Source organism: Pseudomonas sp. SWRI51 (genome assembly GCF_014268825.1).
Taxonomy (GTDB): domain Bacteria; phylum Pseudomonadota; class Gammaproteobacteria; order Pseudomonadales; family Pseudomonadaceae; genus Aquipseudomonas; species Aquipseudomonas farsensis.
The window spans coordinates 111,378-126,753 of record NZ_JABWRG010000002.1; the positions used below are offsets into that span (position 1 = coordinate 111,378).

Here is a 15,376-nt window from a genome sequence, read left to right on the forward strand (position 1 = left end):
TTGGCGCCCCTGGGCGTGGCCTACAAGTCCAGCTGGCCTGCCTCAGCCAATGCCGGCGGCTGCTGCAATAGCCCGCGTGGCAGGCGGAACCCCTTGAAGGGCTGCTGGGTGATGGGGTTGAACGCCTTTTCCGAACTCAATCGATAGCGCATCGCGCCATCTGCGGTATGGAAGCTCAAATCGACGCTGCTGGCCGTGCGGCCATTCAACGAGCCTCTGCTGAGCAGCCGAAACAACGACCAGGGGCCACGGTATTCAAGGTTGCTGCTGGTACCGTTGAGCCGCAGCAGGGTCAGGCTGCTACGCACTTGCTGTCCCTGCGTGTTTGGCCAGACCACTCCGGTAATCTGGCCAGTGCCATGGGTATAAGAGATCAGTTGGCCGTCCAGGTCGAGAAGGCTGGTGCGCTGATTGGTGCTCAGGCCCAACGGCTCGATGCTGAACTGCACGCTGAAGTTGCCCCGCTGATCGAAGAAGTTTTCGCGGATCTGCTCGGCAAGTTCCAATTGCTCGATGACATCACTGCGGATTAACGAAGTCCCCTGCTGACTGGCCTGCAGCGCCTCCAGGTTGTCCTTGAGGAACACCTTGAGGTAGCTGTCATGAAACTGCTGCAACCGCCCTTTCGGGCCGAAGAACGCCTCGAAATCATCCAGCGAGGCATCCGGTGCCCGCACCACAAAGGGATAGCGGCCCGCCAGGCGCTGCTGGAAGAAGCTGTAAACCTCGACGTCCCAACGCCGCTCCAACTCACGCAGCGCTTCGATATTGAGCATTTGGGCGGTCTGGTCGGCCATTTTGCGCACCTGCCGGTTGACCGGGTCAGGCAGCCCGCTGGCCACCCGCTGCAAGTTGCCGATAGGGTCGTGGGCGGTCATGGAAAAGCGCTGCAGGACCAGATGCAACGCAGCTTTGCCCCGGTCGGGGCTGTCCTGCACGGCTTTGACGTAGTCGTGCACGGCAGTGATTGCCTGCAGGGTTTCATCGTAGTAACTGGGGCGCTCGGCATTGGCCTGCAGCATTCCATTCAACGCCGAGAACGCGCGGCGAATGCTCATCGCATGCACATCCTCTGGCGCGCCAGTCGCCTTGACGCCATTGCTGCTAGGCGCAGCTTCAGCCAACGCGGGGCGCGGTAGCGACGTGTTGTCCCTGACCGTCTCCAACAACCGCAGCAGCGGCGCCGCGGGCCCTGTGACCTGCTGCAACACCGCCACGGCATGGTCCAGCCCGTGGAAATCCACCACCTCGAACGCATTCAGGGCTCGCCGCCAGCTGTCGACATAATCGGTGCTGTAAATACTGCGCACCCGCTCGGCCAAAGCATCGCGATCGGCGTCGGAATAATCCAGGTCATCGCGCTCGCCCAGCACCCACTGGTCGAGCATGGCCATCTCGGCAAATTGCTGGCTGCGCGATTCAAAATAACTGGCCAAGCCCTTGCCCGTCAGCAGGGGCGCCAGCAGTACAGCCCCTTCCATGTGATCCATGTCTGAGGCTGGCTGGTAGACCACGTCAAACGCCGGGCCGACCTGCTGGCGCACGCTCAGCGCCCCGTACAGCTTCTCGCTAGCCTGCTGCTTGAGCCCGGCATACACACGCTGAGGCAGCGGCACCTGGCGCAGGACCTGCTGCACCTGCGCGACCCGCTGGCGGTACTGCGCAAGGTCGGCATCTGCATAAGCCAGGGCGTATTTCAGATGGCGCATCAGATCACGCTGCAAAGCCCCTTGGCCTGGAAACGCGGCCTGCCATTGCGTAGCCATCCATTCCTCCACCCACTGCGCTCGTCGATTGCGTCGGTCTTCGATCATTCGATAGACCCGAAGCGCTGCCAACTGCTGTTCACTGCCGGGCGCTGCGGCCATCATCTGTTCGACGACGCCACTGGCCAGGGCCGGCAGAAAGCGGCGCGACAGCAAATTCAGATAGGCCTCATCGACCCGCGGCCCTATGACCCGGCCTTGGTACAAGCCCACGTCAGCCACCAACGGCCAGGCTGCGCGGTAGTCGCCGAACACACTCACCGCTGCGCGGATCTGATCCAGCGGTTCCAGCAGGTTGCGCCCGGTCGGGTCCAGGCGCTGATCAACCTGGTGACGGCTGTACTCCTGGCTTCTGGCCAATACCCCGATGGCCTTGCCTTGGTTGATGGCGAAATAGCGATGCCAGCTGGCCACTGCGACAGCGCAGGCCAGCAGGCCCACCGCACAACTCGCCCACAGCAGGCGCCGCTTGGCCCGCGCGACCTGTACGTTGTCCCCGGCAAGCCCCGCCTCCTTGTAGATCACCTGGTCGAACACCTGCTGGATGAAGTAGACCAGTGCCTTGCCCTGCGCCTTACCTTCGCGAAGTGGCGCCAACGTGCCGTAGGGCTGCGCAGCCTCGCGAGCGAAGGCATTGAGCATATCGCCCTGCTGGGTGACGGAAGACCAATACACGCCACGCACCAGCGCTGGCGTGGTGAAACTGTCGCTGGCCAGGGTTTCGCGCAGAAAGTTCGCCAGCACCGGGCGCAAACCCACCAGTTGCACGTGCAGCGACAACAGCCGCGCACGCCCCGGCGCGTTGTCGATTGCCTGCATTTGCTCCAGAACCTGCTCATGCAAGTGGTGAAGAAAGTTGTCATAGGCCGCGTCAAGCTCGTCCAGCCACACATCTGGGGCACTGACGGCGTCGAGCGTGAACGTGAATCCGAGCAACTGACGCCGCTGCGCGGCGGCCATGCTCCCGTAGAGCTGCTCAAAGCCGTCGAGCAAATCGAATTTGCTCAGCACTACGTACAGCGGCAAGCGTGAACCCAACTGGCTGCTGACTTCATGCAAGCGGGTGCGCAACACACGGGTAAGTTCCAGGCGTTGCTCGGGCGCTGCGTGCAACAAGGCCGGCAGATCAACGACCAGCAACAGCCCGTTCAACGCTCTACGGCTGCGCTTGCGCAAAAGCCAACCCAGCAGATGCTCCCACAGCCTGGCCTGAGTGCCTTCAGGTAATGCGGGCAGCGACGGGCCCTGGCTGATGAACTCGCCTGGCGGATCAATGATGACGGCATCACTGCTCACCCACCAACCTGGGCAGTAGCCCTGCTCGACCGCGCCGCGCACCCGGGCCTGGTCTTGGCCTATCCGGGTCAGCGAAAAGCACTGCTCCGAACGGTCAACAAGGCTGCTTTTGCCAGCCTGCGCATCACCCAGCACCAGGTACCATGGCAAGCGATACAACGCACGGCCGCCGCCGGCATTGTCAAGGTAGTGGTCTAGATTGCGGTTGAGCGCCCGCTCCTGAGCATGGACGAACTCAAGGCATGGGTCGTCATGAAGCTCGGATTCGCGCCGACGTTGCGCCTGCAACCGCCGCATGCCTGAACGCAATGCGCCGAGCCACGCTGCCAATACCAGCAATACCAACGCAAGGCTCAGCACCGCACGATGGGAAGGTGCAGCCAGCGGTTGCTGGCCGCGCCAGGTCCAGTGTGGCCCGAGCCACCAGATGGCTACCAGCACAAGCACGGCACAGGCCGCGAGCAGCACAGGCATCAGCGTTGCAACGCGTCCTGCCAGCGGCAGGCCCCAGCGCAGAAACAAGGTCCATAGTTGATTCATCAAGGCTTTTGCCCCTTGTCATGGTCGGCCTGAGCCGGGCGCGCAGCGGGCTGCTGGAGTAGCCGAAATACATCGGGCTCCCAGGCATCTGCGGTGGTTTCCTGCATCAGCCGGGCAATACCGGCGTACAAGTCTTGGGCAAGCCACGGCATGCCGCGCGCAGCCAGCAGCTCGGCTGCGATAAGCGTTGTGTGGCAGCGCTCACGCGGGGTACGCAGATCGCGTTGCAACGACTGCAGGTGAAACAGCACGGGCTCCACGCCACCGGCTTCGAGCTGGCTGAGCAGTTGTTTGCGCAACTCGGCGAACGCTTGTGCGCACCCGCCAGCGTTAGCGGCTTCTGGCGTACTCTTGAGCCAGGCAAAGGTCTGCTCATCCATGAACACCGAGCCGTCGCTGAAGCACAGTTGCTGCAGGGCAGGTAACCGTTGGGCAAAGCGAGCGGTGGCACTGCGAATACCTTCAGCCACTTCGTCCATGGCCAGACGCGACGCGACGCTGGCAGCCATGAAGCTGCCGCGAAACCAATAGGGAGAAGCTGCAACACTGGTTTCGATCCGTTTGAGCAAGCCGAGCTCGACGGCCTTCCCGGCCATGGCGTTGACATAGCCACTGGAAAGCTCAGGGGGAATGGCCAGCAGCTGTGTACGGTTGTTGGGCTGGCAGTTTGGCGCGGCATCGATATGGGCCCACATGGCAAAACGACGAAGCTGATACCCCACGGGGTCATAGGGATCATGCTGATTTGCCAGGTCTGCCATGCTCAACAGGGCGCGCCGGGTTTCGCGTGGGTTGTCGCTGGCACTGCTCGGCCTGACGGCGGAAATAACCGCCTGTACGGGCGCAGGCTCAACCTCAACAGCAGCCATGGGGGCTGCGCACCGCTGAGGTTCGTTGGCGCACTCCAGATACCGCGCCAGCAACCTCTGCAACTCGCCAAGACCCGCGTCCGCCAATTGCGCCGGACCCTGCTGCAACTGGGCCAATGCATTTTGCGCCAGTTGCGCAGCCGCTGGGCTGTAGCTGCCGCGCTCAAGTTTTGGCAGTGTTTCAGCCAGCCGGTTGGCCACCCGCTCTACCAGCCTGCGCTTGCCAATGAACCCGGTCGGCCCTGGTTTGGGGTAGCCGGGCTCCCAGTAAGCCTGCACCATGCCCGCCAATAACCGAGCGGTATTGCCCCATTCCCCCCAGCCTGGGTTGCGCAACCAGGCGGCGCTCAGGTGGGCTGCGATCCTGAAGTGCTTGCAACTGCGCTCCAGATATTGGCATGACGCCTCTTCCACGAAGCTCCAATCAATGCTGGCAGTCTGCAACCCTCCAAGCTTGACCATCTCCTGATCAATGGCTTGAAAGGTTTCATCCTCAGAATCGAACAGACCGGCCGGGGCGCGCGGATCGATTGGGAGCAGCAATCGGTCGACGGGCGATGACGGCACCGCCATTACCAGCGACATGCTGAGCGCGCCTGGTTGATCAAGGGGTCCAGCCCTTGTGCATCGAACGTGAGGCCATCTACTTGTGGGTTGTCGCTGTGCACCCGAATACGATGAGCGCCAATCAGTTGCTTGATCTGCTCGATGGCCGGCAGCCCACGCCCAGCATCAAGCACCTGCCCGTTCTCCATCACCTGCCAAGCGGTAGCGGTCGTGGCGTTGCGCTCCCCTTGCAGTTGCACCCTGACCCACCTTGCATCAACCGGCCGCCCGCTGATCAGTTGCAGCCTCGAAATGTTCTGCACGCAGCTAATGGCGAGATAAGTGTGAGGCGCTGCCGAAGCAATGGCGGGCGCCGAGATCATCAAGCCATCGGTAGCGCCTGGTTCTGCTGCATTGCTGAGGAAGGTCAGGTCGTGCTCGCCTCTGCTGCCCTCGTTGGCTATTACACGCGAATAGCTGGGCGCATGGAGTTCGGCAACCGCGCGTTGCGGCGGCGCCATGCGGCCGCGCGTACCTGCTACTTGATCAAAACAGGCCAGGCGTTCAAGGCTCGATACGATGTGCCGACAGTCACGCCCGGCGCCGGCCTGTGCAACATCGACAACAAGCAAAGACAATAAACTCGCGCCATAGGCGCAACGGTAATTCATGTCGAGATTTGTCCTTTTCAATACTCTGATTTCGGCAAAACAGTGCACGAATTTTCTGACTGCAAAGTTGTAATAATTATTGGGTGCTATCTGAAATCCAAAACGAGCCGAGACTAGTACAGACAAACTAAAACCTACAAACAAATATTTGCTCACACATTGCACTTACAGCAGAGCTCGCTTCCAGCCAAACCCTTTCACGCTCAGCCCCGGCAAATTAACGGGAAGCGTAAAATTCGGGCCACACACTGAGATTTCTCCTACAGGCGAAGCCACGATAAATACCGTCTAATCGATAGCAATCCCACATGCAGACGGGGCAATACAACAGTGATAAAAACCTTGGGTTCCGTTGCGCCAAAAGAGCGCATCAACATCAGATATCGGCCTGCCACCGGCGACGAAACGGCAGAGGTCGAACTCCCCCACAAGATGCTAGTGATCGGTGACTTCGGTCTGGAAGATTGCCGAGCACTTGAAGACCGGCCGGCAATGCGCATCGACAAGCACAGTTTCGACAACGTACTGAATGACTCAGGCGTGCGCTTGGACATGACCGTACCATCCTTGCTGAACCCTGCCGCCGACGCCGAGCTTGCCATCAGCCTGCAGCTCCGTTCGATCAACGACTTCGGCCCAGAGCACATCGCCCGCCAGGTGCCGGAACTGAACAAGCTGTTGCAACTGCGCGAGGCGCTTGTGGCGCTCAAAGGCCCTCTGGGCAACCTGCCCGCGTTCCGCCAGCAACTGCAGCACCTGCTCAATGACAAGCACACGCGCCAGCAATTGGCGCATGAACTGGAGCTGGCCATTGATGACCCCGAACCCAATCCGAGCCACGGAGCCTCCTGATGCCGCAACTCATACCCAAGGCGGACAGCAAAACCCTCGGCACCACCACGCTGCTCGACCAGATAATGGCCGAAACACGTCTGATGCCAGCTGACGAGGGTTACCAAGTTGCTCGCAACGGCGTATCAGCGTTTATCGCCGAACTGCTTAAAAGCGACAAACCGGAACAACTGATCAACAAGCACCGTGTTGACCAGATGATCACGGAAGTCGACCGGGTACTGGGCAAACAAATGGACGCCATTTTGCATCAGCCTGCCTTTCAGCAATTGGAGTCGTCCTGGCGTGGGCTTAAACTTCTGGTCGACCGAACTGACTTTCGCGAGAACATAAAACTCGATGTGCTGCATATCAGCAAAGATGATTTGCTGGAGGACTTCGAGAACGCGACCGACATTACCTGCAGCGGTATCTACAAGCATGTCTACACCGCAGGTTATGGCCAATTTGGCGGCGAACCGATTGCGGCCATGCTCGGTAACTATACCTTTGGCCCCTCGTCACCCGACATCAAACTGTTAAGTTACATGGCGTCGGTCGGGGCCATGGCGCATGCGCCATTTCTGACTGCGCCCTCCCCTGAGTTTTTCAACCTCGCAAGTTTCGAAGAGTTGCCCAACCTCAAGGAGGTCAAGGACCTCTTCGCAGGGCCACGCCATGCCAAGTGGCGCTCGTTCCGCGAGAGTGAAGATTCACGCTACACCGCGCTGGTGGGGCCACGGTTCATGCTGCGTTCGGCCTACCACCACCAGCAACAGCCCATTCGCGCCTTCAACTACGACGAGAACATCGACGGGCGCCACGACAACTACCTGTGGGGCAACGCCGCCTTTTTGCTCGCCAGTTGCATCAACGACAGTTTTGCCCGCTACCGCTGGTGCCCGAACATCATTGGCCCACAATCAGGTGGCGCCGTCGAAGACTTGCCAGTGCATCTGTTCGAGGCACTGGGGCAATTGCAGGCGAAAATCCCCACCGAAGTACTGATTTCCGACCGTAAGGAATTCGAACTGGCCGAGGAAGGCTTCATTGCCCTGACCATGCGCAAGGACAGCGACAACGCCGCGTTCTTCTCGGCCAACTCGGTACAGAAACCCAAGGTATTCCCGAAAACCCCAGAGGGTTTGCAGGCACAAACCAACTACAAGCTGGGCACGCAACTGCCTTACCTGTTCATCGTCAACCGGCTGGCGCACTACATCAAGGTGCTGCAACGCGAGCAGATCGGCAGTTGGAAAGAGCGCGGCGACCTTGAGTCCGAACTCAACAAATGGCTCAGGCAGTACATCGCCGATCAGGAAAACCCATCCACCGACGTGCGTAGCCGGCGGCCCCTGCGCGCGGCCAGGGTGGAGGTATCGGATGTGCCCGGTGACCCTGGCTGGTATCAGGTTTCGCTGGCTGTGCGCCCGCACTTCAAGTACATGGGCGCCAACTTCGAGATCTCGCTGGTCGGGCGTCTTGACGCCCAATGAACAGCCTCTTCGAGCGCCTGACGGCGCCGCAGATGAGCCGACAGGCGACGCGCCGCGAAAACGCCGCGCACAAGTTCGCCGCCATCAAGCGCCATCTGGAAACCTTGCTAAACACCCGCCAAGGCTGCTCACAGAGCAGCCCTACGCTGGGGCTGCGCGACTTCAATGGGCACGACCTCAGCGGCGGCGAGTTGCTTGAGCAGGTCAGCCGCGACATCCGCCAGACCCTGCAGCGCTTCGAACCGCGCATCAGTGTCAGCGCACTGAGAGCCGTGGCTGATGCCGATTGCCCGCTCGAGCTGCACGTAGTGCTGGAGTGCCACGTGCAGGTCAACGACCGCGCCGAGCAGTTGCAGCTCGAACTGCTGATCAACGGCCACAGCCGCTACACGCAGGTGAGGTAAGCCATGTCGTTGAAAGACCGATTCGGTGAAGAACTGCGCTACCTGCGCGAGCTCGGCGCAGACTTCGCCCAGGACAACCCGCAACTGGCCCGATTTTTGGGCCAGAGCAGCAGCGACCCTGACGTGGAGCGGCTGATCGAAGCCTTTGCCTTTCTCACCGCCAAACTACGGCTGAAGCTTGAAGACGACCTGCCTGAACTCACCCACCCAATGCTGCAGCTGTTGTGGCCGAACTACCTGCGGCCGCTGCCGAGCGCCACGATTATCCAGTTCACCCCGCTCAAGCAGGCGCTAAGCGAATCGCAGCGCGTCGCCAAGGGTGCCCGGCTGTTTTCGCGCCCCGTGGATGGAGTTGCCTGCGAATACCGCAGCTGTACCGAAGTGGCGTTGCACCCCTTCGCGATCCAGGCTGCAAGCGCCACTCAGACCCGAGACCACACGGTGGTGCGCATCAGTCTCGAGCCTTTGGTCGAGCGGCCTCTGGATACGCTGAGGTGCGATGCGCTGGAGTTTCACCTCAGTGGCGATGACCGCAGCGCTCGCACCCTGTACCTGTGGCTTGCGCAGTATCTGCAGCACGTCAGCGTGACCATCGATGGCCACGCGCAGCGCTTGCCGGCCAGCTGCATCGGATTTCCGGGGTTCAAACCTGAAGAGGCGCTGCTGCCATACCCGCAGAACGTGTTCGATGGCTATCGCGTCCTGCAGGAATACTTCGTCTTCCCGCAGCGTTTTCACTTTTTCAAAGTTAATGGGCTGAGCCAGGTCTGGCCTGCGGCCAGTTGCAAGCAGGTGCTGCTTGAGTTTCACTGCAGCCGCCCACTGCCTACCTGGATGCGTGTCGGCAGCGAAGACTTTGCGCTGTTCTGCACACCGGCGGTGAACCTGTTCAAGCACAGTGCCGACCCCATCGACCTGAATGGCCTGCACACGCACGCACGGGTGACACCCAGCGGCAGGCAGCCATTTGCCTATGAAATATTCAGTGTCGACCAGGTCAGCAGCGCCCGGGCGGGCACCGCGGGCGCCGCCGAACAAGGCTTGCGCATCTTCCGCCCATTCGAGTCCTTCGCCCACGAAATCGAACATGCCCAAGGCCGGACCGCGCTGTATTACCGATGCCTGGTCGAAGAGTCGCTGCACGGTGATGGCGTCACCCACAACATCGCCTTCGTCCGCGCCGACGCTAGCGCTTATATAGGCGAGCTGGAGACAGCCTCCATCGAACTCACCTGCACCAATCGCGACCTGCCGCTGGCCCTGGGCATTGGTGATATCGATGTGCTGACCGAAACCACCCCGCCGCTGGTGACCTACCGCAATCTACGCGCCCCTACTCGCCCCTATCGGCCTGTGCTGGACGGCCAGTTGCAGTGGGCGCTGGTGTCGAATCTGTCGCTCAACTACCTGTCGCTGCTTTCCACAGAACCCCTTAAAGCGGTACTGCGCGCGTATGACTTTGCCGCGCTGCACGACATTCAGCATGCACGCACCACACGCAAACGCCTCGATGCCATCGACGCGGTAAACACCGCACCGCTTGACTGGCTGATCGCAGGGCAGCCCATTCGCGGCTTGCGCACGCAACTGCAACTGGCCGAAAGCGGCTTTCTCGGCGAGGGCGACCTGTATCTGTTCAGTTGTGTGCTGGCGCAATTCTTTGGCCTGTACGCGAGCATCAATTCCTTCCACATGCTGGAAGTGATCAACACCACCAACAACGAGCACTACACATGGCCACTACAGACCGGCAAGCAGCCGCTGATTTAGTCGGCACGCTGCTCGCCGACGCCCATCAGTACAACTTCTATCCGTTGCTGGAAACCCTGCACGGCCTGCACGGTGACGACCTCGAACCGCGCTGGCCAGCCCCCGCTACACGGCAACGGATACGTCTGGCCTGTGATCCACGCCTGACCTTCCCTGCCGCTGATGTGCGTGCCGCAACGCGCATGCCGGGCAGCCCAGAACGTTACCGCGTGTGCACGACCTTCATGGGGCTGCACGGCACTGATTCGCCCCTGCCGACTTACTACCTGGAACAGCTTGCCTACGAGCATGCTCACGGCATCGGGCTACGCCCGGCGTTCTTGGACTTCTTCAACCACTACCTGCTCAGCCTGCTGCATCGGATCTGGCGCAAATACCGCTATTACATCCGCTTCCAGGCGGGCGCCAACGACCAGTTCTCGCAATACGTATTCGCCCTAATCGGCCTCAACGATCAACAGCTGCGCGGCGATACCGCGCTGCCCTGGAGCCGGTTATTGAGCTTTGCCGGTGTGATCGCTGGGCGCAGCCGGGCGCCTGGAACCGTAGCCGGCATCATTGGCCACTGCTTCGACCTCAAGCATGTGCGAATTCGCGAATTCGATACCCGCCAGGTGCCCACCGCCGCCGCACAACTGCTGTGCCTGGGGCGCGCCAACGGCGTGCTTGGCAGCACATTCATGGTTGGCAGCCGCACCCGTACCCGCAGCAGCAAATTCACCTTGGTGATCAGCGATCTCGACCACGCACAACTGCGCGATCTGCTGCCCAGCGGGGTGAACTTCAACCGCGTGCGTGCGCTGATCGATTTTCTGCTGCGCGATGGCCTTGCCTACGACCTGGAGCTGCACCTCAAGCGCAACGCCCTGGCGCCGTTTTGCCTGCATTGTGAGCACGGCGCACATCTGGGCTGGACCAGCTTCGTTCCCAATCGCGACGGCGAGTCGGGCCCGGTCGTGCGAGTCAGGGGGCGCGCATGAACACGCTGACCTTGAGCATCTGCAACCTCCAACAACTGCAGCACGGCGTGATCGCCCGGCATCGCTTCGACAGGCGCGGCGGCACCATCGGCAGCGAAGGCGCGCACTGGTTACTGAGCGACAGCGCAGGCCTTGTTGCCCCGGTACATTGCGAGATTCGCTGGCTCGAAGGCCGGTTCTGCATCATTGACCGCTGCAACCGCACTTACTTGAACGAAGAACCGCTGTGCGTGGGGGAGCGTTCGCCACGTAGCTTGCGCGACGGCGATGTCATGCGCATCGGCCCTTACCTGGTACAGGTTCGATTCCCCGGCGAGCATGCCCAGGGCGGCGCGCTGAAAGACTGCTTTGCTGCCTGGCCGCCGGTGCTGGATGCGTTACTCGCTGACGGTTTTGTGCCTGCCGAACCGGCAGCGCCAAGCCGCCCGCTGCAGGCAGTGGACATCTGCAAAGTCTTCGCGCAGCGCATCGAAACCGACCCGTTGACTGCATTGGGAACCGGGGCACAGCAGACCCAAGTGGCGGGGGAAGCCCGATGACGCGCCCTGCATGCGCTGCCACTGCAATGCTGATGGCCGCCATAGGCCTGGCGGCCTGCACACCTGTAAACCGTATGGCTCAAGTGTTGCTCGACCCGTCGCTGCCGATTGGCGCACCGCCGGACCACCCGACGCAGATTGCCTTCAGCATCAACGCCAGCCCTGCGCTCAATGCCGCCCCCGATGAGCTCGATGTCATGACTGGACAGCCATCGACGCTGGAGCCGAGCCCTTACGCAGTAACCCTCAGCGCTGGCGACCCCTATGCGCTCACCGACAAACTCACCACGCTGCTGACGTTCATGCACGAGCAATTCCCTGCCATGTCGCCAGTGCCCCCGGATACAGAGGGCGAGGAGGATTTGCCGCGCTCGCCTTTGGAGGAAAGCACGCCAGGCCGCTACGAAGACCCGGCAGTGCTGCTTACGCTACCCCGCCCCACCACAGCAAACCCGGTGCAGGCCGCTGCGCCGATTGCCATCAAGATCCTGCAGCTACGGGACGACTCGCTGCTGCGCAACAGCCTTTACCAGTCGCTGGACAACAACCCCGCCAAGGCCTTGCGTAGCACTTACATAAGCCACGACGACTACCTGCTGCGCCCCGGCCAGTTCAAGTTCGTCCCCTTCGTCGCCCTTCATGCCGACACCCGCTTCGTGGCAGTGGTCGGCGACTACCGAAACCAGCAAGACGCTACCTGGCAGCAGGTGCTGCGCATACCGCCGCGCGGCCGGCAAATAGCATTGTCTGTGCTGCTCAACGAAGGGCAACTGCTGCTCAGGGAAGAAGACTGATGCCAACTACCAACTGCCTGCATTTTTACGCTTTCGCACCCAAGGTAAAACGCCCATGAGTTCACGCAACCCGGTTCTGTGGCCCGAAGGGCTGTTCGTCAAGCCGCAACATTTCCAGCAAGCAGCGCGAGCCAGCGAGGCGGCGATCCATCAGCGCATAGAAAGCCTGCATGCAAGCTTCTACGGCTTCAGCGAACTGCAACTGAACGACGAATACCTGAGCCTTGGCAAAATCGCCATCACCAAAGCGCGGGGCATCATGCCGGACGGCACGGTGTTCGACATTCCGGCGGATCTACCCGCGCCACCCCCGCTGCAGATCGACAACACAGGCGCAGGCGACAACGACGTCTACCTGTGCCTGCCCTTGCGCAGCGCAGGTGGGCGCGAGGTGAGCTGGCCAGACAATGCAGCCAATTTTCGCTACTTGGCCCAGACGCATGAAACCAAGGACACCCACAGCACCGACGGTGACGTGGTTCACATAGACGTCGCAGCCCCTAACCTGCAGCTCAAACGCAAGGCCGACAACACCGGCGCCTACACCTGCTTGTCACTGGCACGGGTCCAGCAAATCCGCCCCGACGGCAGCCTGCAACTGGACGAGACGTTCTTCCCCACCAGCGTATCCGTGCGCGCCGTACCCGCGCTGCAAAGGTTTGTTGAAGAAATCACCCACACCTTGCGCGAACGAGCACAGAACCTTGCAGCACGCCTGGGCTCGGCCGGCCAGTCGGGGATCGCAGACATCCGCGACTTCAACCTGCTGCAAGCGTTAAACCGCTGGTGGCCCGGGTTTCAGCACATGGCTCGCCAGGCACATACCCACCCCGAACAGCTTTACCTGAGCATGAGCCAGGCATGCGGCGAGTTGGTCACCTTCACCGAGCCAAGCCGGCTGCCGGACGATTACCCCGCCTACCATCACATCGCGCCACATGCGTCCTTCAGGCCGTTGCAGGTCACTCTGCGTCGCGCCTTGAGCACCGTGTTGCAGCCTCGGGCGGTTTCCATCCCGCTCAGCCACCTGGATTTCGGCGTGATGACCGCGTTGCTGGAAGACCGACGCCTGCTCGAAGACGCCGACTTCATACTGGCCGTGCGCAGCAACCTGCCTGCCCAGGCCTTGCAGCAGCAGCTCATCCAGAAGGCCAAGGTCACCTCGCTGGAGGCGTTGAACGAACTGGTACCGCTACAACTGCCTGGCATAAGGCTGGTGCCCATGCCAGTAGCGCCTCGGGAGCTGCCTTTTCATGCAGGCTTCAGCTATTTCGAACTGGACCGACGCAGCCCTGGGTGGCAGGCCATGCAAGACGCCAACGGCTTCGGCTTGCACATAGCAGGCGAATTCCCGGGGCTGGAACTGCAGTTCTGGGCTGTCAGGGGGCAATGACATGGATCATGGCCGCCCTGACGCAGGGCAACTGACGGGGCTGCGCACGCGCCCGCAAACACCCATCAAAACCCAATGCGAGGAGCACGAGCAGTACCCCGCGGACCCGGAGTTCCAGCTTCGCGGCGGCTATGCCAACCCGCTGGTCGACGCCGCCATGCCGCTGTTCGGCCTGGTGATACGCCTGCGCACACTGGATGAATTGCCCCACATCGACGAGGTGCACAGGCAGGTGCGCAACCAGATCGACACCGTGCTCGAAGAAATGCGCCAGCACAGCTATGAACCCGCCCTGTTGTTGGCCTATTCGTATGCGCTGTGCCTGTTCATCGATGAAGCGGTCATGGACAGGCCGTGGGGCAGAAACTGCCGCTGGAGCCATGAGCCACTACTGAGCATCTTTCACCATGAAACCTGGGGAGGAGAAAAGTTTTTTACCGTGCTATCGCGCTTGATGCACGAGCCCGAGCGTTATCAGGACGTCCTTGAGCTCATGCACCTGTGCCTGTGCCTTGGCCTTAAAGGCAAGTACGCCATCGCGCCGAGGGGGGATGAAGCGCTGAATGCGTTAATCAGGAAAGTGTACAGCGTGATTCGTGAGTTGCGCGGGCCGGTGCCGCTAGAAGTTTGCACACCGCTGGCCCATGTTGCTAAACGCAACTTTCGCATGGCGCGAAAGTGGCCGTGGTGGAGCCCGCTGACCCTAAGTGTGGGGGTAATGGGAGTGGCGTACAGCATTTACAGCTACCGCCTGCAACTCATTACCGCCGAAGTTTTGCAGTCACTAGAAAACTTATTGCACATCTAACACTTCAACAATGAGCATTGCAGGCCGCTTGACCGCCGCCCTCTACGCTGGCAATGAGCAGACACTATTGCCAGAGAAAACCACATCAAAATGGAGCCACACAGATGAATGTACCTGCCTACATGACGATTATTACATCCGATGGAAAAAACCTCACCGAGAACGCGAGTGATGAAGCCTCCATGGGCAATGCGTATCAAGAAGAGCACAAGGACAAGATCCGAATATTCAGAATCGAACATGAAATCTTGACCAATACTAACCCCCAGAGCGGCGAACCCGTCGGGGCATGCCTGTTCAACCCCTACAAGATCATCTGTGCGGTAAATCGCTGCAAGCCTTTATTGCTGGAAGAAATATCCAAACTGACACGCTTTGAGCAAGTCTCTATCGAGCACTACCGCTTTACCTCCGACCAGGGCAAGCAACTTTATTACGAAACGACACTGACCGGCGCCTACCTCGTCAGAATGAAAACGGTTCAGCCTTACGTACAAAATAACGACCCCACACCGGCAACTCAAGAGATGGAGCTTTGGTTCTCCTACCACAAAATCAATGAACGCCATGTCATTGCGTCCACGGAAGGAACGCACGCATGGAATAAGCCTAAAAAAGATTGATCCGCGGCCCCTTCATTGCTCCGGGCAGTGCGGCTGCCCGCGCAGCATGA

At 60.7% G+C, this 15,376-nt stretch carries 13 protein-coding genes; 10 read left to right on the top strand and 3 right to left on the bottom strand.

Going from position 1 to position 15,376, the window contains the following annotated elements; all coding sequences use genetic code 11:
* Positions 1–20 precede the first annotated feature (20 nt).
* The 3 genes from tssM to vasI are packed head-to-tail and all read right to left on the bottom strand — an operon-like array spanning position 21 to position 5,844.
* Positions 21–3,602 carry a type VI secretion system membrane subunit TssM gene (gene tssM, locus HU720_RS01320; protein WP_186516655.1) on the bottom strand — a complete coding sequence of 1,194 codons (3,582 nt, stop codon included), beginning with the start codon at positions 3,600–3,602 and terminating at the stop codon, positions 21–23.
* Complete coding sequence (gene tssA / locus HU720_RS01325; protein WP_186516657.1) at positions 3,602–5,056, bottom strand: type VI secretion system protein TssA; 1,455 nt, start codon at positions 5,054–5,056, stop codon at positions 3,602–3,604. Before tssA ends, tssM begins: the two co-directional genes overlap by 1 nt.
* Entirely contained in the window at positions 5,044–5,844 is an 801-nt protein-coding gene (vasI, locus tag HU720_RS01330; RefSeq protein ID WP_346656543.1) for a type VI secretion system-associated protein VasI, read from the bottom strand. The genes tssA and vasI overlap by 13 nt, the downstream gene beginning before the upstream one ends.
* A gap of 174 nt (positions 5,845–6,018) precedes the next feature.
* Between vasI and tssB the strand changes: the two genes are divergently transcribed.
* The 10 genes from tssB to tssD all read left to right on the top strand — a co-directional run bounded on the left by tssB (position 6,019) and on the right by tssD (position 15,326).
* Positions 6,019–6,540, top strand: coding sequence for a type VI secretion system contractile sheath small subunit (tssB, locus tag HU720_RS01335; protein WP_186516660.1), 522 nt, complete (start codon positions 6,019–6,021; stop codon positions 6,538–6,540).
* The gene (gene tssC / locus HU720_RS01340; RefSeq protein ID WP_186516661.1) at positions 6,540–8,015 is read left to right on the top strand and encodes a type VI secretion system contractile sheath large subunit; all 1,476 of its coding nucleotides are present in this window, start codon (positions 6,540–6,542) and stop codon (positions 8,013–8,015) included. Before tssB ends, tssC begins: the two co-directional genes overlap by 1 nt.
* Entirely contained in the window at positions 8,012–8,419 is a 408-nt protein-coding gene (tssE, locus tag HU720_RS01345; protein WP_186516662.1) for a type VI secretion system baseplate subunit TssE, read from the top strand. The genes tssC and tssE overlap by 4 nt, the downstream gene beginning before the upstream one ends.
* Before the next feature lie 3 nt (positions 8,420–8,422).
* Positions 8,423–10,189, top strand: a complete 1,767-nt coding sequence (gene tssF / locus HU720_RS01350) for a type VI secretion system baseplate subunit TssF (protein ID WP_186516663.1) — start codon at positions 8,423–8,425, stop codon at positions 10,187–10,189.
* A complete protein-coding gene (gene tssG, locus HU720_RS01355; RefSeq protein WP_186516664.1) occupies positions 10,153–11,169 on the top strand; it encodes a type VI secretion system baseplate subunit TssG in 1,017 nt (338 codons plus the stop codon). Before tssF ends, tssG begins: the two co-directional genes overlap by 37 nt.
* Positions 11,166–11,708, top strand: a complete 543-nt coding sequence (locus HU720_RS01360; RefSeq protein WP_186516665.1) for an FHA domain-containing protein — start codon at positions 11,166–11,168, stop codon at positions 11,706–11,708. Before tssG ends, HU720_RS01360 begins: the two co-directional genes overlap by 4 nt.
* Positions 11,705–12,502 (top strand): type VI secretion system lipoprotein TssJ, encoded by a 798-nt coding sequence (gene tssJ / locus HU720_RS01365; protein ID WP_186516666.1) that lies wholly within the window; start codon positions 11,705–11,707, stop codon positions 12,500–12,502. Before HU720_RS01360 ends, tssJ begins: the two co-directional genes overlap by 4 nt.
* A gap of 55 nt (positions 12,503–12,557) precedes the next feature.
* Positions 12,558–13,895: a type VI secretion system baseplate subunit TssK gene (tssK, locus tag HU720_RS01370; protein WP_186516668.1), complete on the top strand. Its 1,338-nt coding sequence runs from the start codon at positions 12,558–12,560 to the stop codon at positions 13,893–13,895.
* Position 13,896: 1 nt separating this feature from the next.
* Complete coding sequence (gene icmH, locus HU720_RS01375; protein WP_186516670.1) at positions 13,897–14,703, top strand: type IVB secretion system protein IcmH/DotU; 807 nt, start codon at positions 13,897–13,899, stop codon at positions 14,701–14,703.
* Between the two features lie 104 nt (positions 14,704–14,807).
* Entirely contained in the window at positions 14,808–15,326 is a 519-nt protein-coding gene (gene tssD, locus HU720_RS01380; protein ID WP_186516672.1) for a type VI secretion system tube protein TssD, read from the top strand.
* The last annotated feature ends 50 nt before the right edge of the window (positions 15,327–15,376 follow it).

Bases quoted from the DNA above. Each gene is read 5' to 3' on its own strand.
- tssF (WP_186516663.1), top strand. From the start codon at position 8,423: ATGTCGTTGAAAGACCGATTCGGTGAAGAACTGCGCTACCTGCGCGAG.
- tssG (WP_186516664.1), top strand. From the start codon at position 10,153: ATGGCCACTACAGACCGGCAAGCAGCCGCTGATTTAGTCGGCACGCTG.
- icmH (WP_186516670.1), top strand. From the start codon at position 13,897: ATGGATCATGGCCGCCCTGACGCAGGGCAACTGACGGGGCTGCGCACG.
- tssC (WP_186516661.1), top strand. From the start codon at position 6,540: ATGCCGCAACTCATACCCAAGGCGGACAGCAAAACCCTCGGCACCACC.
- tssK (WP_186516668.1), top strand. From the start codon at position 12,558: ATGAGTTCACGCAACCCGGTTCTGTGGCCCGAAGGGCTGTTCGTCAAG.
- HU720_RS01360 (WP_186516665.1), top strand. From the start codon at position 11,166: ATGAACACGCTGACCTTGAGCATCTGCAACCTCCAACAACTGCAGCAC.
- tssM (WP_186516655.1), bottom strand. From the start codon at position 3,602: ATGAATCAACTATGGACCTTGTTTCTGCGCTGGGGCCTGCCGCTGGCA.
- tssJ (WP_186516666.1), top strand. From the start codon at position 11,705: ATGACGCGCCCTGCATGCGCTGCCACTGCAATGCTGATGGCCGCCATA.
- tssE (WP_186516662.1), top strand. From the start codon at position 8,012: ATGAACAGCCTCTTCGAGCGCCTGACGGCGCCGCAGATGAGCCGACAG.
- tssA (WP_186516657.1), bottom strand. From the start codon at position 5,056: ATGTCGCTGGTAATGGCGGTGCCGTCATCGCCCGTCGACCGATTGCTG.
- tssD (WP_186516672.1), top strand. From the start codon at position 14,808: ATGAATGTACCTGCCTACATGACGATTATTACATCCGATGGAAAAAAC.